12 protein-coding genes and 3 pseudogenes are annotated in these 19,920 nt (G+C 55.7%); 10 read left to right on the top strand and 5 right to left on the bottom strand.

What is annotated here, in order from left to right; all coding sequences use genetic code 11:
* Window positions 1-51 precede the first annotated feature (51 nt).
* On the top strand, window positions 52-1,059 hold the full coding sequence (gene ilvC, locus NDO75_RS18275; RefSeq protein ID WP_310908048.1) for a ketol-acid reductoisomerase: 1,008 nt from the start codon (window positions 52-54) through the stop codon (window positions 1,057-1,059).
* A 203-nt stretch (window positions 1,060-1,262) separates the two neighbouring features.
* Here the strand turns inward: ilvC and NDO75_RS18270 are convergent.
* Window positions 1,263-3,189: pseudogene (locus NDO75_RS18270) on the bottom strand (archaea-specific SMC-related protein).
* Window positions 3,190-3,289: 100 nt separating this feature from the next.
* On the opposite strand from NDO75_RS18270, the pseudogene NDO75_RS18265 reads away from it, so the two are divergent.
* From NDO75_RS18265 to NDO75_RS18240, 6 genes and pseudogenes are all read left to right on the top strand, one after another.
* Window positions 3,290-3,944, top strand: a pseudogene (locus tag NDO75_RS18265) (IS6 family transposase).
* Between the two features lie 1,222 nt (window positions 3,945-5,166).
* The gene (locus NDO75_RS18260; protein ID WP_310908047.1) at window positions 5,167-5,589 is read left to right on the top strand and encodes a hypothetical protein; all 423 of its coding nucleotides are present in this window, start codon (window positions 5,167-5,169) and stop codon (window positions 5,587-5,589) included.
* Window positions 5,590-5,768: 179 nt separating this feature from the next.
* Window positions 5,769-6,077 carry a thiamine-binding protein gene (locus NDO75_RS18255; RefSeq protein WP_310908046.1) on the top strand — a complete coding sequence of 103 codons (309 nt, stop codon included), beginning with the start codon at window positions 5,769-5,771 and terminating at the stop codon, window positions 6,075-6,077.
* A 776-nt stretch (window positions 6,078-6,853) separates the two neighbouring features.
* Window positions 6,854-8,209, top strand: coding sequence for an FAD-dependent monooxygenase (locus tag NDO75_RS18250; RefSeq protein ID WP_310908045.1), 1,356 nt, complete (start codon window positions 6,854-6,856; stop codon window positions 8,207-8,209).
* A 543-nt stretch (window positions 8,210-8,752) separates the two neighbouring features.
* Window positions 8,753-10,081, top strand: coding sequence for a cytochrome P450 (locus NDO75_RS18245; protein ID WP_310908044.1), 1,329 nt, complete (start codon window positions 8,753-8,755; stop codon window positions 10,079-10,081).
* 126 nt (window positions 10,082-10,207) lie between these two features.
* Window positions 10,208-10,882 (top strand): AIM24 family protein, encoded by a 675-nt coding sequence (locus tag NDO75_RS18240; protein WP_310908043.1) that lies wholly within the window; start codon window positions 10,208-10,210, stop codon window positions 10,880-10,882.
* A 145-nt stretch (window positions 10,883-11,027) separates the two neighbouring features.
* Here the strand turns inward: NDO75_RS18240 and NDO75_RS18235 are convergent, their stop codons facing one another.
* Window positions 11,028-11,348 (bottom strand): hypothetical protein, encoded by a 321-nt coding sequence (locus NDO75_RS18235; protein ID WP_310908042.1) that lies wholly within the window; start codon window positions 11,346-11,348, stop codon window positions 11,028-11,030.
* 338 nt (window positions 11,349-11,686) lie between these two features.
* On the opposite strand from NDO75_RS18235, the pseudogene NDO75_RS27785 reads away from it, so the two are divergent.
* Window positions 11,687-12,594, top strand: a pseudogene (locus tag NDO75_RS27785) (glycosyltransferase).
* A 115-nt stretch (window positions 12,595-12,709) separates the two neighbouring features.
* Here NDO75_RS27785 and NDO75_RS18220 read toward each other — a convergent pair.
* The 3 genes from NDO75_RS18220 to NDO75_RS18210 all read right to left on the bottom strand — a co-directional run bounded on the left by NDO75_RS18220 (window position 12,710) and on the right by NDO75_RS18210 (window position 16,326).
* Window positions 12,710-13,213: a CPBP family intramembrane glutamic endopeptidase gene (locus NDO75_RS18220; RefSeq protein ID WP_310908039.1), complete on the bottom strand. Its 504-nt coding sequence runs from the start codon at window positions 13,211-13,213 to the stop codon at window positions 12,710-12,712.
* A gap of 1,131 nt (window positions 13,214-14,344) precedes the next feature.
* Window positions 14,345-15,568 (bottom strand): FtsX-like permease family protein, encoded by a 1,224-nt coding sequence (locus NDO75_RS18215; protein ID WP_310908038.1) that lies wholly within the window; start codon window positions 15,566-15,568, stop codon window positions 14,345-14,347.
* Window positions 15,565-16,326 carry an ABC transporter ATP-binding protein gene (locus tag NDO75_RS18210; RefSeq protein WP_310908037.1) on the bottom strand — a complete coding sequence of 254 codons (762 nt, stop codon included), beginning with the start codon at window positions 16,324-16,326 and terminating at the stop codon, window positions 15,565-15,567. The genes NDO75_RS18215 and NDO75_RS18210 overlap by 4 nt, the downstream gene beginning before the upstream one ends.
* Before the next feature lie 581 nt (window positions 16,327-16,907).
* Here NDO75_RS18210 and NDO75_RS18205 point away from each other — a divergent pair.
* The gene (locus NDO75_RS18205) at window positions 16,908-17,219 is read left to right on the top strand and encodes a HalOD1 output domain-containing protein (RefSeq protein WP_310908036.1); all 312 of its coding nucleotides are present in this window, start codon (window positions 16,908-16,910) and stop codon (window positions 17,217-17,219) included.
* A gap of 240 nt (window positions 17,220-17,459) precedes the next feature.
* Entirely contained in the window at window positions 17,460-19,805 is a 2,346-nt protein-coding gene (locus NDO75_RS18200) for an MEDS domain-containing protein (RefSeq protein ID WP_310908035.1), read from the top strand.
* Window positions 19,806-19,920: the final 115 nt, after the last annotated feature.

Raw genomic sequence — 19,920 nt, 5'->3', positions numbered from 1 at the left:
GAGAGCGCAGCATAATCATAGACAAGAGATAAAATAACGACTATAGAATACATGACTGAAAACGAATTCACTACGACAGTATACTACGACAACGATGCAAACAGTTCAGCTATCGAGGACAAAACCATAGCTATTCTAGGATACGGTAGTCAGGGACACGCCCACGCGCTTAATCTACACGAGAGCGGTGTAGAGGTGGTTGTCGGTCTCCACGAGGATTCTTCATCCCGCGAGGCTGTGCGTGACGATGGATTGGAAGTGACGACACCTGCTGAGGCTGCGGCAGCAGCCGATATTGTGTCCGTCTTAGTACCAGATACAGTCCAGCCGGCTGTCTACGATCAGATCAAGGACGAATTAAATGCTGGCGATACGCTTCAGTTTGCTCATGGGTTTAACGTCCATTACAACCAGATTCAACCGTCTCAGGGCATCGACGTGACGATGGTTGCCCCGAAGAGTCCAGGGCATCTTGTTCGCCGGAACTATGAGAGCGGTGAAGGCACGCCCGGTCTACTTGCAGTTTATCAGAATGCAACCGGCGAAGCAAAAACGGAAGCGCTGGCGTACGCGAAGGGGATTGGCTGTACTCGTGCCGGTGTTGTTGAGACGACATTCGAAGAGGAGACCGAAGCAGACATCTTCGGTGAGCAGGCAGTTCTTTGTGGTGGTATTACTAGCCTCATAAAGCAAGGATATGAGACGCTTGTCGACGCTGGGTACTCTCCAGAAATGGCGTACTTCGAGTGCCTGAATGAGATGAAGCTTATCGTCGACCTCATGTATGAAGGAGGAATGGGTGAAATGTGGGATTCCGTTTCTGATACCGCCGAGTATGGGGGGCTCTCTCGCGGTGACGAGATTATTGATGAGACGGTTCGCGAAAACATGGAATCGGTGCTGGAAGACGTCCAAGACGGTACATTTGCTCGCGAGTGGATCACGGAGAACCAAGCTAACCGTCCAAGCTACACCCAACTCCGTCAAGCGGAGAAAAACCACGAGATTGAGGAGATCGGGGAGGACCTACGAGATCTGTTCGCGTGGGATTCTGAGTAGAGAAAGGGCTCAGTATCGCTTTTCCATCGCCCGGTTAGAGCATCAGGAAATTTAATAGTAGTGCTAGCAGCAGGGAGATGAAATTATCTGAGAAGGAGACTAGTGTCTAATCACCCTGGCTGAAGGAAATTATAACGTTCATATCTTTCATCGAAGCAGTACGATACTCCATGGATATAAAATACAGAAGATAAGTTTCCAATTTATATCTCGCAAACGTAGGTGTAGTCGTCCGAAAGCACCTCAACGTCTTCTTGCAGCAGCGCAACGACGAAACAGTCGACGTACTCCTCGAAGTAGTCGACGAGATCGGCGATCCGATCAGCGTCGATCACCTCGAACGAGTCTAGTAGCATAAACGGGACGATGTCGTAGACGTCGTGGACCAGATAGCCCGCCAGTTCGAAGACTAACCCCGTGACCTCGCGTTCGCTCTCCGAGAGGTGGTCAACGGTGTCCTCGTAGGTCGCACCGTCTTCAGTCGTCCGGACGATATGGAGGTCGAATGCAGGGCGGGACACTTTTCCACGGCCCTCCCGAACCGTCTTCTCGCGGCGTTCGATCCAGATGCGGTCGATGTTTCGGTACTCGAGGATCGACTCCATGTGGTCGTTGAAGGCGCCGACGGCGTTTTTCTCGAGTCGGTCGACGCGCGTCCGGAGGTCAGTCAACTCCGTCTCGACGGTCTCGCGGCGGTCCTCAAGATCGCTTCGATCTCCTCGATTTGGGCCTCGATATCGTCGCGTTCATCTTTAAGATCCTCGCGCTCGAGTTCAAGCTGATTGAGTTCGCGATGAGTCTCGACGACGTTCTCATAGGCCGCGTTCTCGACCGTCTCAGTCTCTTCTTCGAGTTCGTCGACGCGCGCTCGCTGGTCGTTAAGCTCAGCCTCGAGATACTCAATGCGCTGGGATCGGTGGTCAAGTTCGTCCTCGATCGAGTCGAGTCGTGTTTCAATCCGTTCGCGATGGTCGCGTTGCTCGCGGAGTTCCTTGTAGCGCGCAGAGAACTCGTCAATCTGTGATTGGAGATCGCTGCGCTCCTCGAGTTTCGACTGGCGGAGTGACTGCAGGCGGTCGACCGTCGTTTCGATCCGCTCGCGGTCGACTTCCGAGCCGCACGTCCAGCAGACGACGTCGGTAGAATCGGCGAGTAGCTGATCGGCGACGTCGCCGTCAGTGTCGCCGTCGCCGCTGATCGAACCGTCGAGATCGAGGTCGAGGCCGTCGTCGGCGAGGCGATCCTCGTTGAAGCGGATTACGCTCTGGAGTTCGCTCACCGTCGTATCGAGCGAGTGCTTCCGGGCGCGAAGCTCCTGCACGCGGCCCTCGACACGGTCAGGTGACTCGAAATCGACGTCGATCTCGTCGAGTTCCGCCTCAAGGTCGTCGCGTTCTGCTTCGAGTTCGGCGTAGCTCTCCCGTTCAGTCTCGAGATCGTACTCGATGGACTCGAGTTCCTCCCGGGCGTTCTGGAGATCTGTGAACGCCGACTCGATCTCTTCCTTGCAAGCACGGCTTGTCTCGACGCTAAGTTCGAACTCGTCGAGGTCGGCCTTGAGGTCGGCGATTTCCTCGCCCGTGGTCTCGATCTCGTCGTCGAGCGCGGTCCGCTCGGCCTCGAGGCTGGGAAGGTCGTTCCCGAGCTGTGAGAGGTGGTCGAGCCGATCGTCCAGTTCGCGTTTTTCGGCCTCGAGCGCGCTTATGTCGGCCTCGATCTCGTCCGTGTCGATCGGTTGCATAATGAGTTCGCGGAGGTCATCGCCGCGCCTGACGGTCTGGCGTGCCTTGTTTGATTCAAGCAGGAAGGCGAATAGATCCTCGAATTCCGGATCCTCGAGATATGGATCACCGTTGAAGACGATTTCACCGTTTTGCCGTTCGAGTTCTCGTATATACTGTTCATCGTCGGCTGTGAGTTCGACATGACCGGCATCCGCGTCGCCCTTCAGCGACGATCGACGACTCCCCAGCGCGGCCATAATCGCCTGGAGAAATGAGGTCCGTTCGTCGCGTTCCGGCCAGTCAAGACGTCCACGGCGGGACGTAACGTTATCTCGGTACTATCGATTCCACCGATATTCTCCACCTGGACCAAAATCGATGAAGTAGATGACTTTGAAGAGAACATGGTAGTTTCTTTTTTCTCACGGCTATAAACGTTATTCTGATACTGGAACCGTCTAGTTAGCGCGGTTTGAGAAACGAGCAGGTCGTGGAGTGAATTTAGGATGATGCTCGCAGACCTGCTCAGCGAGTGTTACGCGGCGGAATTTGATGAATCTTGGGAGCGTGAGCGGACGGCGACGCCCGTCAGGGTGTTCGCCGTCCGGCTCCACGCGACCGGATGTTAAATTCGAGAGACACAAGCGATTCTTTTCCTGATTGGCGTTGACCGCTCTCACCAGGCGATTTGGCACTAGGTATGTCGGCTGGCTGATAGAGTTCCGGATCCGCCGACGGCGCAGCCGTCGCGGGTCGCTATTGATGAGACCGCTGCCAGGATTAACGGTGAATGATCTTGGATGTATGCTGCAATAGACGTAGACTCTAGACTCATCCTCGATGTCGCAGTGTTTGGACGACGAGGCACAGATCCAGCCGCTGCATTCTTGCATCGCTTAGCCGAGAAACACGATCTCTCTGACGCTGTGTTTCTCGTCGATGGCTACGGTTATCTGACTGCCCTCTCTCGATTAGGATTGAGCAGTCACCTCGACTACATCGAAAGAAATCTGATCGAAAAGTGGTTTCACACCTTCAAAATGCGGGTTGACCGCTTCCATAATTCGTGGGGTGGGTAGTCGGGCCAGCGTCAGAGGATGGCTTGAACAGTTCGTCCACTACTATAACATACAACGACCGCACCAGTCACTTAACGGATAGACGCCAGTAGAGGTACTAAACTAGACAGTGCCCCCCAGAAGTAAGACGCTAAACAGTGTAAATATAATCGGAAAATGTTATAGTGAGTGAACGAGACCATAAAGCGATGTTCTGCCAGTATTGGTAAATGCTTTGTCGTACTGATCGATACGTACCTTCCCTGTACTTGCCGCTACACTGACCGGAGAACGCGCAGGCTTGATCCGCGGACACGATTGAACCAACTGCTCAGTAGGCGTGCGCCTTCGTGAGAGGTATCCATCAAAAATCACAAACTCTTGTCTAGAGAGTTGCAAATATGCCCTCCCGTCAGACTATGGGGGATACTTGGAGTTGCCGCTCTAAGCGGGGTCGGTGCGCATTGGTGGCTCACTCTCGCAACAGGATATTTCCAAGAGAAATCAATCGAGGCAAGGTACCATGAGGGGAACTAATTGTACAGTGAATCGATTATCACTGTTACCCTCAGCAACCCACCAGGCTCCGACTCCCCACAACTAAACTGGCTACACGATGGTTGGCAGAAACGGTTTGAATCCCCTGCCATCCCAGTAGTTTCTGGAATCGTTGCCTACTGAACTCCAACAAGTCTACGAAGAAGTACGCTATGTAGTCGGGGTTTGTAGCCCATCGTGGGGTGAGAACGAACAAGCGACAGGCTGTTACAATGCGAGTGCCGGTAGAGAGGATTCCAACCGCGTTCAGCTCCACGACCGCGTGACCGCGTCCCAAACCAACTCCGGTCTCTCAATACACAGTGTTGAGGGAAAGTGGTCGTTCAATGAATCATGATTGGGAGACTCTCTGTATTTACTGCTGATTCACGATCTCCTGTCCGACTCTGTCTGATTTCTCAGACGTACCGCCCCTTGCCAAGTATTCCCACACCCTTATTCGTGAATGGAGTGTGGGTTAGATATGCGTCAGAGAGGACGATCAGGTAGACGGAGACGATGCCGACAACCGTTTCATGAGCAGCTATCGGAGCTTGAAGAAGAAGTGGAGGAAACCAAACAGCAGGTCAATCAACTCGAGAATACGTTAAAAGGAGTCACACAGGAAGCAAACAATATCTCGATCGGGGGTCCCTGTAAGTGTGGAAAGAGTTTGCTTCTTATTCGATCTCAAACCATGTTCTGTCCAACGTGTGACTATCAACGATCTATCTGAACTTGAACCTAGAAGTAACCAAAGTTAGATAGCTACTATGGCCTGATGAAAGATGAGTGATGAGCCAAATACTAGTTCTCTCTATCGGTACAATACGCTCAACGCGGATACAATACGGTGGATAAGCGCTCTCATCGCACTGATCGGGTTCTATCTCGTTGTCTCACCGTTTTTTCTCAATGTTGCGGGCGTAGCAATCTGGAACAGTATCTGCACTGGAATGACGATTCTCTTTGCAAGTGGCCATAATTTCGTCCGATTATCGAGAGACCGGTTGGCGAGCGTCAGTGTTGCATCACTCACGGTCTTGCTCGGTCTGTGGGCACTCCTGTCTCCCCTTATCATCGAGATGGGGAGTAGTGTACTCGCAACCAGTACTGCAATCGCCGGCGTGATTGTCGCTGCTCTCTCAGCTTACAATGCGTATGCAAACAAGAAAGCCGATATCTCTGAACAAGCACTTGCCCGTGTCTAAAGCAAAATCATCCTTTTTCGCTTTCTTAGTGAGAAAACTACTTCCTCCGTGTGGAAATACTGGTCAAATATATTGGCGGAGGTTCTGATAACTGCGAACGGCTATGATCCTCGTTCTCGTAGCGCACTCATGCACGTGGGTAGTTACCCCACTGCACCATCCTGATCGGAGGTGACTACATGACAGTCATAGCCAGATTCGAGGTTATCCCAGTTCACGACGGAAGCTTATCCGAAGACATTGCACAGGCCATTGATGCACTCGAAGACTTCGATATCTCATACAAAATGACCGCGACAGACACGGTCATTGAAGCCAAGGACGTCGATGAAGTCTTCGAAGCAATCCAGGCAGCACACAATGCAGTTGATGCCAACCGGATTATAACGTCTGTAGAGGTTGACGATCAAGGAAGTGACCAGCAAGCGGAGGACCGTGTCAAATCTGTAGCAGATGTGCTCGGCCGCGATCCAGAGAAGAACATGTAGCACGGCGCCAGCAACCGAGAGAATAGCACGTAAAACGTATTTTCCGGTCAAAAAATTCAGCCACGACCAGCGGAGCGGTTCACCTGATATCGCTGTCACCGCCAAGGATTACAATCGGGTGACTATGTGGTGCACCTCATGTTCAAATATTCTCGAGGTATTGCCTCCGTTGCTCTACTTTCTCCTCCTTCGTTCGGCGGTCATAATACTCATCCAGCACTGCTTCAGAGACGTTTGCCCGGTTACCGACCGCCTTCGTCGGCTACTCACTGTTCAACGCGTACGTGATCCCACCTCGCCGCACCGCATGCGGACTCACGCTCGACGGACACTTGAACGCCTGATCGTACTCGAGCGCGTCACGTATCGGTGTCCCGGCCATGAGGACAGGTCCCTGTCACAATACACGGCCGCGTCCACCGGTAACAGTTTCCGCGCAGCGTCGTCAAGTGGACACGGCCCTGCCGTGTTGTGACTAACGGATTCCGCCCGTACTCGTCGAACACGTCCGGCCGCCGCATCTCAATCCAATTCAATCGTCTCCCGGTAGATACGTGTGCGGTCCCTCTCTCCCCTATCGGGTGCCACCATACCGCTAGAACGAGCAGGAATGCAGTAAAAGATGCTTCATTACCGCGTAAGCGACCGACCGAGTAATCAGAACTAGATATCGTGCCAGCGGTGGACCAAGTGAGAGTGCTACCTCTCATACATCTTTCTCATTTTCACCGTGATAAATGTTAACACTATTCCCACCAAAGATCCATAGGGAGGTCATGACGTTAACAGGTGTGGCGAGGTACGAGCCGGAACAGCTCTCCTCGGTCGGCGACCATGCTGTTGTCGTCGGGGCAAGCATGGCTGGTCTGTGCGCGGCCCGGGTCCTCGCTGACGGGTTCGAGGATGTCACGGTGATTGAGCGCGATCCATTACCTGATGAACCGGTCGCCCGCCGTGGTGTCCCACAGGCCAATCATATTCATGTCCTGCAGGAGGCCGGCCGAGCCACACTGACGGACCTCTTCCCGGATTTCGGTGAAAATCTGCTCTCGAACGGCGGTCTAGTGCTCGACGGGACACGCGATCTGAAAATGTATGACGAAGGAGATTTCAACGCAGATAGTCCTCACCGCATACCTGTATATAGCGCGATCCGGCCGCTGTACGAGTCCATCGTTCGCCGGAGCGTCACCACTCTCGACAATGTCCAGATGCGTCCAGAATGCCAGTTCATAACATTCCGTACTGATGAGGAAGTAACGGCCGTGGAGGGAGTGATAGTGAAACCAGCAGGCGGACAGTCCGAAGAACTCCCTGCTGATCTGGTCATTGATACGACTGGCCGTACGAGTCACACACCAACCTGGTTGAAGGAACACGGGTATCCGTCGCCACCTACAGACGAGGTGCGGATCAACGTAACCTATAGCACCACCTTTATCGAACGTCCTAGCGATGACCGCCACGGGATTCTCGTTGTCCCTTCTGCACCACGCACTCGTGGTGGGGCGTTCCTCCCGGTTGAAAACGACCAATGGCAGGTAACCTTATTCGGTATGCACGGTGATCATCCGCCGGCCGACCTCGATGGCTTTCAGGAGTACACGGCGAGCTTTCCGATACCCCATCACAAACGACTACTCGACGAGTATCCACAAATCACTGAAGAGATCGTTCAGTATCCGTTTCAATCTAATATGCGGCGCCGCTACGAGGACCTTGACCGGTTCCCTGACGGGTTGGTCGTTCTTGGAGATGCGATCGCCAGCTTCAACCCACTGTACGGCCAGGGCATGTCAGTGGCGGCACTCGAGGCCCTGGAGTTCCACCACGCCCTTGCAGCAGGTGGCCGTGAGGATCTCCCGTCCCGGGTCTTCAAGCGGATCAAGCAGACGGTCGATATTGCGTGGAGCATGGCCGTCGGTGCTGATGTTCAGTTCCCCCAAACTGAAGGCCCAAAGCCACGGAGTGCGGACGTCCTGAACTGGTATTTGACCCGCCTGATCCGACAGGCACACACCGACGGCATGCTATTTGATGCCTTCTTCCGCGTCCAAATGATGGAACAGCCCCCTAGCTCGCTATTCCGGCCCAGAATCATGTGGCGGGTACTGAGACCGACTGGCGGATGATTGGCAAGAAAAGAGGTCACTGGTGACACTGACCTCGGAATCCGCCAGAACGTCGCATTCACTATCACCAGATTCGGTCGCCCCCTTCTGGCTCAGCTTGTGTACCGGAGTCTCGCGTGCCAAGGACTGATTAAGTGTGTGAAGTGAGAAACCTGGGATCAAGATATGAAGCGGTTAAACCATGTTTCAGGCCAGATTTGTGGAAATCGTTCATGGTCTCCGTTAGGGTACGGTCCGAGACCTGCCTAGTTAGGTGCCGCACAGATACCTTTCTCTGCCTCTACTGTCAGTATGGAATATGCGGATCGTATAAATCGGACTGTTGCTGTTTGTCGAGAGTGCCGATCACCGTACGCTGCCCGGATCTGGCCAGATGGTGAGATCAGACTCATCGGTACTGGCCATGAATGCCCATGTGGCGGGACAGCCTTTCAGACGCTTAAATGACCAGCAGAGGATTAGGTTCTGGAAGACCCAGTAGCGGTAAACCCGCTCCAGATACGGCACAATAGGATTAAGACGGTACCCCAGGGAGAGATAACTATGAGTGAGGCGGAGGACCCACCGTCTCCGAAGGGTATCCCGCTCCTCGGCAACGGCCTGTCCTTTTCCAAAGATCCAGTCGGTGCGATGGAATCCTGGGCGGATCACGGTGACCTCGTTCACCTTCACTTCATGGGAGAGTCCATGTACCTGGTGACCCACCCAGAGCTCATCAAGCAAATACTCGTCGAGAAGCAGCACAAGTTCACGATCGGCCCAGAACAGCAGGACACGTTTGAGGGCGTCGAAGACAACGCCATGACGACCGCAACGGGTGAACGGTGGAAGCGCCTCCGGCGGGCAGCCCATCCGGCGTTCACCCGTGAGAGTATCACGAATTACGGCGACCGCATGGCGGCTGTGACAGCCCGGTTTGTCGATGAGTGGGACGACGGTGAGGAAGTCGCCCTTCACCCTGAGATGCACCGTCTAACGGTTCAGATCTTAGCTGAGACACTTCTCAATGAGGACATTCGCGGACAGGAGGATGTGGTGATTGATGCTGCAGACGCCTTCATTGCCCGAACAAACTTCCGCAGGCCTGGCCAGTTGCTTCCGGACTGGATACCAACTCCGACGGAGCGTCGGTTTCGTCGCGCGATCCAGCGTCTCGATACGTTCGTCGACGACCTCATTGCCGAACGGCAAGCGGCGGAGACGGATGTCAGCGAAGATGTATGCGCAATGTTGCTTGGCGCCTACAAGGACGGAGAGCTGTCACTGGCAGAAGTCCGTCACAACCTCGTTGCGTTCCTGATGGCCGGTCACGAATCCCCATCTGGTGCACTCACCCGGGTCTGGTATCTGCTGGATGACCATCCCGACGTGTATGAATCGCTCTGTGAGGAGTACAACCGGGTTGTTACCGGTGATCGGCCGACGATCGAGGAGTACACTGATCTCGAGTACACACAACACGTTGTTGCCGAGACGCTCCGACTGTACCCGCCGACAACAGGTATCAACCGGCAGGCCACCGGTCCCGTGATGCTGGATGGCTACGAGCTGCCCGCGGGAGCCCAGTTTCTCATTCCGCAGTGGGTCCCCCATCGTGATGAACGGTTCTGGGAGGATCCCGAAACGTTTGATCCCGACCGATGGGCTGCCAACGTTGACCGTCCAGAGTATGCGTATTTCCCGTTCAGTGGCGGCCCCCGAGGCTGTATTGGGAATGACTTTGCCCGACAAGAGTTGACGCTGGCCCTGGCAACGATGGTTGGCCGTGTCGATCTCGATGTGACCACTGATGGACCGCTCACGTTCATTCCGTCGATTCAGCTTCGACCGGCAACAAAGATCACTGCGGTAGTCCGTCAGTCTACACAGTGAGGCCGTCTAGTTACTCGCATATCTAAGGCTAAGTCCTGCGTTCAACCGTCCGGTGAGCCGTTTCCACAACCGGTTCAGTCTTCCACGAGGATTACAAGTCTTGCCTACAGATATTTTACTGGAGCTATGGACCTCCAAGAATCCATGCAATCGAACGGCCCAGTTGAAGGCGGCGATGGATTCCAGAAAGAGACCAACCGATTCCTAAATATTCCACTCGATGGTCGGGTAATGATCAAAGCCGGATCGATGATCGCATACACTGGCGATATCACCTTCACGGGCAAGTCATCCGCTGAGGGTGGTATTACCGGCTTCGTCAAGGAGGCAGTGAGTGGCGAAGGCACACCGATCATGGAGGCGGAGGGAAATGGACACCTCTACGTCGCTGAGCAAGAAAAGAAAGTGCAGGTCCTCGAACTCGATCAGGGCGAGTCAATCTCAGTCAATAGTGATGATGTCCTCGCGTTCGAGTCGAGCATCGACTACGAGATCAACACTGTCAACAGTATCTCGGGAATGGCTGCTGGCGGCCTGATAAACGTCTATCTCACTGGTCCAGGAGAACTCGCTCTCACGACGCACGGTGATCCACTGGTGATGACGCCACCCGTCTTCACTGACCCGGACGCGACCGTCGCGTGGAGTGCGAACCTCTCACCGTCCTTCGAAACGAACAAAATGATCGAAATTGGCCAGACTTCCGGCGAATCAATACAGATGGAGTTTACCGGCTCCGACGGCTTCGTCGTCATCCAACCGAACGAAGAAGGATCCGTTACCCAGAGTCAAAACCAGTAACCACCGAGAGACGGAGGCACCGCCGCTATTTCTGTACACATTATCATCGAATACGGATCTAGTACTATCGCCCTAGTGCATTCGGATAGCCGTAGCTGATGATACTGGTGCCCTGTTCCGGTCGTTGTACAACTGTAGTCACCAGTCAATAGCCGCCGGGAAGTGAGTGGAGAAGCCCTAGAACTATGAGCGGCACTGCAAAGATCGTGGCGTACCAGATGCTGCCTGCGATGAATACAGCCCATGTTGTCCTGCTGTAACCGTTTGGATCCCAGCCGATACCGAGCCGTGGCAAGCTGAAGACACTGATGACCAGAATCGCCACAATATAGCAGAGGGAGAGAGCGGCGGTTATGGTGAGTATCGGTGGTCCCCAGATACCGTCTGGATCAGCCATCATGATGACGGTAAGTAATCCAAATACGTACGGCAACGATGCACCAACTCCAACGACCGTGTACGTCACGATCAGCGAGTTGAAAGGAGGTAGCTGTTTGAACAGGGATCGTATCCGGCTCGAACCCAGAAAGGATGCTCAGATGAGCGTTGCGACGAGACTAGGAGCCAGCAGATATGCGATGATGAGAGCGACCCTAAGCGCCTGATCAACGAGTGCCTGGAGGATCATGCTAAAATGTGTGCTGGGTAGTGGTGGTAGGTTCTCTGTGTACCTTATATCCCGATGAGAACGCTCTCACGGTACCATGCCTCTATACTTCTCAACAGCGAACGGTCTCAAGACGATTCTGGTGCCGAATATTTATTCCTGTGGCTAGATCTATTCTTAGGCAGTATTCCGCGACAATGCCACCACCGACAAGTGTTCTCCTCCCAACGACCACGCGATCACCCGTTATCAAAGAGGTTGCCACACAGCTCTCATCGCCAGATGAACTGCTCGTGATCTGTGACGACGAGTCCGATCCGATCGCCGACGCTGATGCCGAATACCGGGATACGCAGGTCATCATGGCCGGCAAACCCAGGGGCTGTTCAGGGAAGGCAAATGCCATCGCTGCAGGGATGGAGGCAGCCGCCCACGACCGGATCGTCTGGACCGACGATGACTTTCATCATCCGTCAGAGTGGCTCTCCGAACTCCACAAGGCGTACGACCGGTCTGGCCCCGTCTCAGAACTCCCATTTTTGTGGGAAGAGACGGCCTCTCCCTGCTGCTTGAACCGATTTATGCGCTCGGTGGAACACTTGGGGCGTACACGAATGACAAAGCATGGGGCGGTGCTGTAATGTTCGAGCGTGATGACCTGGACGCCGACACGTTCCTGCAGGACCTCCGGCGCACCGTCAGCGATGACGGTCTTCTTTCGGAATACCTCGACATCACCCCTCTCAACCGGGTTCGCCACGTCGAAATCGGCGGAACGATCCGTGAGACGCTCGAGCGACACGTGCGGTTCACACAGATCGTCCATCGGCACAATCCACGTGATACCGTGTTCATGGGCGTCGTCACAGCTGCTCTCGCGCTGTTCTGTCTCCTCGCACCCGTCTATGCGGCGACTGTTGTCACGCTGTGTATCGCCGGTGTCTACACGTTCTTCGGTATTCGGCGCTGGACAGTGGTCTTCGCGTATCCTGCGATTCTCCTCCAAGCGCCGCTGATGGTCTATGCACTTGCACGCCGAACGTTCGTCTGGGGCGGCCGCCGGTACCGCTGGCACAGCAAGTTCGACGTCGAAACCGTCCGGTAGACTCACTCCACAATGGGAACACGGTTGCAGAGAAGTGATCGACCAATTCTTCCATTACGAATCTGGAACCGTTTCGAAGAGATGTGTAATCCAGTATAGGCCCTTGGTCAGATAGCTATCCGGTGTCCTGCTGCCTGCAGTCCTTCCCGGGGATCGGCGGCTCAGGCCGAGTAGCAGCCAGGTATGTCCGTCCATAATAGAGGAGGATACCGAGCGGGAGTCCAAGGAGGACAGCGAGCTCCGCGAGTTCCATCACGGCCGTAACGTCCGCTGCCTCGAGTATTGACGTGGTGTTGATCATCGTGTGGAAGAGCATCACGAACAGTACCCCGCCCCGTGTACTGTTGTAGACCCATGCCATCACGATCGAGAAGAGGGGGAGTCCAATGAAGAGGCCGGTTATCTCCCCGCTCTCGTATCCGGCACCGGTTCCACCGACCGTCAACGATGCGTGCCACAGCGCCCAGATGATCCCGATGACGACCGCGGCAAACAGTTCCGATCGCCGCTCTTGAAGCCGTGGCTGGAGGAATCCCCGCCAGCCAAACTCCTCGAGGGCACCGGCGAGGAACAGAGTAAACAGAAATCGAAACCCGATTGCGGGTAGGTCGGCGAACATCACCGGTTCACCGAGAATCCAGCCGATCACGGCCCCGGTCTGGGTGAGTGCAGTGGAGCGGCGAGCGCGATAATATACCACCGGACCCCCACATCTTGTTTCGGGCGGAGCTGTGCAGCTCATGCATGTACGTCGCATTCTGCAGTCTTGGTGACAGTTGCCGCCGCAAGAGGCGGTCCCCACGCCCCGACAGCCTGGAGTCCACGTGTGCCACCGTATCCTAACGCGATTCCAGAGAACCACACGGTCCACGTCCACCCGGACGTGAAGACCAAGAAGGCTGCAACCTGATGATCCCAGATCACCGTCGAGTCGCCCGTTCCTCGATCGTTCATCACGTTTTTATCAGTGACGGAGCCAGAAATACCGTTTCTCTGAAGCGAAGGGGCCATCAGATATGCCGCAACAGCAATGTTTATTTATTGAATGTGCGTTAACGAATGGCACAGAGGTGATCCAACGATAAAACACTATCCGGTGATGACCACTGAGTTTCCGATTGTTCCTCGCCAGAATGCCGTGGGCCCGATCGATTCTGTCCGCTGATTCTTCTTCAGATTCGCGTTACACACTGCCAACGGTGTTGCAGTCCAGCACCGAACGATACTCCACTACTGACTGTTCTTAGAGATGCGTCATTTGACCAGTGAGTACGGATGAACGTGGCCAACAAACTTACAAAACGAGGATTGCATCCCCGACATGGACGAGGAGCACACGTTCGGTCGTTGCCCGATAGAACCTGTTCGACATCCGAGACATCACCGGAACCTCGTCCACATCGTGGTCGGTCGCTGACCGGACCGATCACCGGTCCTCCAGTTGGGATGGGGGGCTCCGCTGGCGGTCAATGACCGCCGATTTTTCGCAATACCAAAGGATATTGGAAGTAGTATTATCCCTATCACTTTCATCGATAGCAGTAGGGCAGGGCGTACCACTCCCCCTTCCAACATCCCCTTTCCCCCACTGGATGTCAGAGGCATGCTGTCCTGCCCTCTCCCCCCATCCCTTCCTTCCACCGCGATCAATGATCCGTACCACGTTTTCACTGGCATCATGTGTACCGTCGGTGATCAGACTGAAGTGAACAGGTCATAGGTGGACCCTGGAACGGAAGTGGGCAGTCGATTACTCGTGACGTAGCGCTTCGATTGGATCCACGCGTGCACCGCGCCACGCCGGATACAGGCCTGAGATGACGCCGACGCTGACACCGACGATGATCGCGATGGCAATCCAGGTGAGCGGGTACGTCATCGGCCAGTCGAGGAACGTGACACCGAGATAGCCGAATCCGAGGCCGGCAAGGACGCCGACGATGGCACCGACGACCCCCAGGATGACTGCTTCGACCAGAAACAGTTGCATGATGTCCCGTTTTCTGGCGCCGACGGCTTTCATGATCCCGATTTCGCGGGTTCGTTCGGTCACGCTCACGATCATGATGTTGGCAATCCCGATCGAGCCGACCACCAATGCGATCGCTGCGACCGCACCGATGAACGCCGTCAACTGGTCGACGATGCTGGTGAACTGCTCGATTGCGTCCTGTATCGTCTGGACCTGGATTTCGTGGTCGGCCTGTTTCAAGGCAGTTGCGTCCGACTCGTCCTCGAGGTAGCGTTCCACTGCTGGTTGGGCCGTATCAATCTCACCGATACTTTCGGCCCCGACTTGGAGCATCGGGTATGCACGCTCTTGGTCCCCATCGGGCGTCTCAACGGTTGTCGTGTAGTAGGAGTCGGCGGAAAAGAAGACCTGTGGCGGTGTCTGTGGGCCGAGTTCATTCTCAACGACGCCAGCAACAGTGACGTTTGTCGTGTTGCCACCTTCGAACGCGACCCTGAGGTCGTCACCGGCGGAAATATTCTCCTCGAACAGTCGGCTGGCCTGCTCGTTCACGACCACTTCGTTCTCCCCCGAGAACGGTTCTCCCTCGGTGAAGTTCATGTACTTGAACCGTTCCGGAGTCGTTGCCTGAGCGTCAACGACACCAGTCACCTGTTCGTCGCCGGACGCTACTTGGACCACATCGACTGATCCCTGAGGCGCAACAAACGCAACACCATCAAGCTCTTCGATCGCTGCAATATCGCTCTCAGTGTAAATCGGTGTATCGACTATTTGGATACCGACTCCCGCCTCTGGACTGGTCTGGGTCTGGACCGTCATCACCGGATCCTGATCGGCTTCGATCTCGCCGACGATACTCTGGGAGAACCCGGATCCAAGGACCATGAACGTGATCACGGCAGCGATACCGATGATCACACCAAGCGTGGTTAACGTCGACCGGAGTTTATGCGACCTGATCGCCCGCCAGCTGATGCGAAGGCTCTCCCGGATGTTCATTGCTCCTCACCTCCGTCTTCTGACGGTGCTGTCCCGCTCTCATCAGGTGGTTCCACGAGTTGTTCAACTGTCTCGATCTGTCCGTCCAGCAGATGGACGATACGGTCAGCAGCTTCGGCGACGTGCCGTTCATGCGTCACCATCAGGATCGTCGTCCCAGCATCGTTGAGATCGCTGAACAGTTCCATGATCTGCTCGCCGGTCTCTGTATCGAGATTGCCGGTCGGTTCGTCCGCCAGAATGATCGTTGGCTCGTTCGCCAGGGCACGGGCGATCGCCACCCGTTGGCGTTGGCCGCCGGAGAGTTCAGTCGGCTTGTGATCAAGGCGGTCGCCCAGTCCGACGCGATCCAGGAGACGATGGGCACGCTCGTGGCGGTCCTCGTGCCCCGTGTCGTGGAACACCATTGGCAGGGTCACGTTTTCCGCGGCAGTCAGCCGTGGCATCAGGTTGAACGTCTGGAACACGAACCCGATTTCCGTCCCCCGGAGCCGTGCTCGGTCCGTGTCAGAAAGATCGTCGGCGAGTTCGCCCCCGATGGTGATCGTTCCCTCGTCGGGTGTATCCAGGCACCCGAACAGGTTCATGAGGGTGCTCTTCCCGGACCCGCTCGGTCCCATCACCGCGGTAAACGACTCGGTCGGCAATGAGACGGACACCCCATCGAGCGCGTGTACCGGTTCGCCGAGATAGTATGTTTTCTCCACCCCCTCTGCAGCGGCCGCAATCGCTCTCCCCGTGGAAGCATGCTGCGCCATTACACGCACCAACGTCACAACCCAGTAACATAATGATTTCGAGTTAGAAAATTTACCTATGGGGTGCATCGGATACTCCCTGGCATCTTTCCCAGTGGTACTGAAAGCGCTACTAGAGAGGGGGGACTGGCCGCTACAGTGAGACCATTCTTGGTACGCCCCGTGGTGGTTGCTGCGTCCGAATGGCTGGATTCCCCCCGGTGTGCCTCCCGCTTCGTTATACTCTCCGGCATCCCCGGACGGTTAGAACGGTTGTATACTGCGGCCCCTTCTCAATAATCGTCTGCCACGGTCGGTCAGTCAGCTAGTCTGGGACAGATAGTCCCCTGAATACTGGCGAAACCAGCAGGAAGTAAGGGGAGACGAGATCTCCCAACTGCGATCTGACGAAGTGGAGTCTAGGGATATTAATACACGACCCGTTTGATCCGGTATTAGATCCCCATCGTGTCCTCACGGGAAGGGAACAGCTATACGATTCTGGTGAGGTCGGCTCGGCGTTGAATCGGCAGCAGGGAACGCAGACTACCGGAATAAACACCTAGTGAGGTTATAGCCGCGATTCTCTACACGCTAGACTGATGACCGATCGCTCCAACCCCTCCTCCGAAGAGGACACCCCATCCCGGATCGAATGGACGTTTGATGATGACCGACCGCCCAGCATCGCTATTATCCAGGCGATCGCTGTCATCGAAGATATGGATCCCATGGATCTGCCGGACGAGGCCGGAATCACGTTATACGACCATATCGATCCAGATGCACTCGACCGTCTTGCGACCGGCACTACCAACATGGCGGCTGTGACGATCAGTCTGGAACAGCCCGATCACCAGTATGCAGTCCAGATCCGTGATACCGGTCAGTTGGTGGTTCAGAAAGCCGGATGAGCAAAGCACCAAGGCCAAGGGAGCCACTCTCATTCCAGTAGTTCCGTAAGCGACGGCCACGTAACGTGGTGGACGTCTGACTGGTCGTATGGATGTTACAGGGCGTACCTTTAGGGGTGACCGGTGCTTCTTTACGGAAAGCAATCGCATATGCAGGAGAGTGCTGACCATCACCAGGGAGGCGACTGGGAGAGCAGCGTTGATGCGTTACGGTCGCGTCCTCAGTTCCGGGGCCCGGCCATGCCGCTCGACGATCACGGGGGGAACGGACATCTCGCGTTGATCTACGAGACCCGTGAACAACAGTTCGCGGCTGTCGTTCCCTTTATTGAGCAGGGCCTTGAGCGTGGTGAGCAGTGTCTGTATATCACTGACGGGACTGGACGTACTGCCGTCCTTGACGTCTTACGGACTGCCGGGATTGCTGTCGACAGCGCACTTGATGATGAGCAATTAGTTATCCGGTCGGTCGCAGAGACGTATCAGGGCAGCGGTGGATTCGACCCGGATGCCATGCGTGCGTTTTACGCTGAGGCGATCGAGGATGCCGTGGCGGACCACGAGGGGTTGCGTGTAGCCGCTGAGATGACGTGGCTCGCCGAGGATGACACTGCGGTTGCAGATGTTATGGAGTACGAGACGGATGTGAACGAACTGATCCATGATACAGCCGCGACTGGGCTCTGCCAATACCACCACGACCGGTTCCCCGACGAGGTCATCCACGACGTTCTCAGAACACATCCACATATCGTATACGAACAGACGGTCAACCAGAACGTCTATTATATGCCATCGCTGCAGGAAGCAGATCAGCCTGGTGCTTATCCCAGTGACCATGATCTCCCTGTCGAGCGGATGCTGGAACGACTGCTCGAAATCAGCGAGACGCTCCTCGAGTGCGACGAGCACGAGGACTTCCTCCGCGAGTTTGCCCGAATCAGTAGCCGACCGGATCGGTCGATCGAGGAGACTATCCGTGATTTCTTCCGGGTCGGCTGTGACCGATTTGGGTACGCGCATGGTGTGATGGCGCGTGCTGATCCGGAGACCGGGCGATTCGAGGTTGAATATGCAAGCGGTGACCACGACTATTTCACGCCCGGCAACATGCTTCCCCTCACGGACACCGCGTGCCGGGCTGCCATCGAAAGTGGGACTGTCGCAGAGTTGCCGTTGACCGAGAACGGTAGTCGTGGTGTGACCGTTATCGAGGAGTTCGGAGTACAGGCTTCGCTTGGCACCTACGTGGAGGTCGATGGCGCGAGTGACCGACTCCTCTTTTTCGTCCCTGCCCAGCCGCGGCCAGATCCGGTCTCGAACAGCGAGCGACAATTCCATGCCGTGGTGGGGCGGTGGGTGAAAGCCGAACTCGAGCACCGTCAACAGCAGCAGATGGTCGACGACGTACTCCAGTTCACTCAGCTTGTGGACGAGGTGTGGCAAGCGCTCATAGCGGCATCAACACGGGAGGAGATCGAGCAGTCTGTCTGCGATCGGATCGCAACCGCTCCCCTCTATGAGGCAGCCTGGATCGGTAACCGGCCGGTCACCGGCCAGCACATCACCCCGACGGCGTGGGAAGGGATCACAGAGGAGGCCGTCACTGCGATGACTGACGCTGGTGCTGAGCGGGACGCAGTGACGGCTCCACTGCGTGCGGTCGAAACCGGTGACCCAGCAGTTCTCCAAGCCACGGACGACGAGCCGGTCGCCGAATACCTACGCGATCAAGGGATGGGGTCGGCGATGGCGATCCCGATCATGTTCCAAGACACGTGTTACGGCGTCCTCGTCGTATCTGCTGCGCAGGAAGATGCCTTCACCGACCAGTACCAGTCCTTGCTTGCCGCGTGCGGGCGCTGGATCGGATTCGCTATCACGGCACTGGAGCGCAAGGAGGCCCTCATCACCGATGAAATCGTCGAACTCGAGGTCCGCGTCCGTGAGCCAGATCATTTTTTCTTCAGCGTGACCGAGGAGGTCGACGTCTCGTTCACCCTCGAGGACGTCATTGCACAGTCAAACGGTTCGTATCTTGTCTACGTTGCGGCAACGGGCAGCTCGATAGAGGCGGTCTTCGACCACGCGGATCAGGATCCGGATATCGACCACGCACGGGTTGTTACCGACCGTGATGACGAGCCCCTTCTGGAGTTCGTCTTCGCCGGGCCAACCGTGGTCGAAACGTTTGCCGAGTGTGGTGGAACAGTGACGGCGGCGACCGCGAGAGACGGTGTAGGGACCGTTACTGTCGAACTCCCACAGACCGCGGACGTCCGGACCGTCGTCGAGACGTTTCAAACGACGTTCCCGGATTCGGAGGTGGTCGCCAAACGGACACGAGAGCGTGCTGGAACGACGGCCCGCGAGTTTCGGCAGGATCTCAGTGACCGACTCACAGAGAAACAGCGCGAAGTACTTCGTACAGCCCTCTTTGCAGGGTACTTCGAGCGGCCACGACAGACGACCGGAGATGACCTTGCAGACACCCTCAACATTTCACCGTCGACCTTTCATCAACATCTCCAGGTTGGCCTCCAGAAACTCCTCACCGCCGCGTTCGACACGCAGACCACAGAATAAATCCGTTTTGTGTCAGTCCCTACGCTGATACCGGTGTAATGGGGTAGTTGGCTTACTGGCTACGATGGTGTCCACTGGGAGTACTATGCGGAAAGACGAGTTCCTCCACCTGCAC

This window comes from Natrinema sp. 1APR25-10V2 (assembly GCF_031626495.1).
GTDB lineage: Archaea > Halobacteriota > Halobacteria > Halobacteriales > Natrialbaceae > Natrinema.
The sequence above is the reverse complement of the archived record's forward strand: the minus strand, read 5'-3'. Positions and strand labels throughout refer to the sequence as shown.

Coding starts and splice junctions, on each gene's coding strand:
- NDO75_RS18255 (WP_310908046.1), top strand. CDS start 5,769: ATGACAGTCATAGCCAGATTCGAGGTTATCCCAGTTCACGACGGAAGC.
- NDO75_RS18250 (WP_310908045.1), top strand. CDS start 6,854: ATGACGTTAACAGGTGTGGCGAGGTACGAGCCGGAACAGCTCTCCTCG.
- NDO75_RS18200 (WP_310908035.1), top strand. CDS start 17,460: ATGCCGCTCGACGATCACGGGGGGAACGGACATCTCGCGTTGATCTAC.
- NDO75_RS18205 (WP_310908036.1), top strand. CDS start 16,908: ATGACCGATCGCTCCAACCCCTCCTCCGAAGAGGACACCCCATCCCGG.
- ilvC (WP_310908048.1), top strand. CDS start 52: ATGACTGAAAACGAATTCACTACGACAGTATACTACGACAACGATGCA.
- NDO75_RS18260 (WP_310908047.1), top strand. CDS start 5,167: ATGAGTGATGAGCCAAATACTAGTTCTCTCTATCGGTACAATACGCTC.
- NDO75_RS18220 (WP_310908039.1), bottom strand. CDS start 13,213: ATGTTCGCCGACCTACCCGCAATCGGGTTTCGATTTCTGTTTACTCTG.
- NDO75_RS18210 (WP_310908037.1), bottom strand. CDS start 16,326: ATGGCGCAGCATGCTTCCACGGGGAGAGCGATTGCGGCCGCTGCAGAG.
- NDO75_RS18215 (WP_310908038.1), bottom strand. CDS start 15,568: ATGAACATCCGGGAGAGCCTTCGCATCAGCTGGCGGGCGATCAGGTCG.
- NDO75_RS18240 (WP_310908043.1), top strand. CDS start 10,208: ATGGACCTCCAAGAATCCATGCAATCGAACGGCCCAGTTGAAGGCGGC.
- NDO75_RS18245 (WP_310908044.1), top strand. CDS start 8,753: ATGAGTGAGGCGGAGGACCCACCGTCTCCGAAGGGTATCCCGCTCCTC.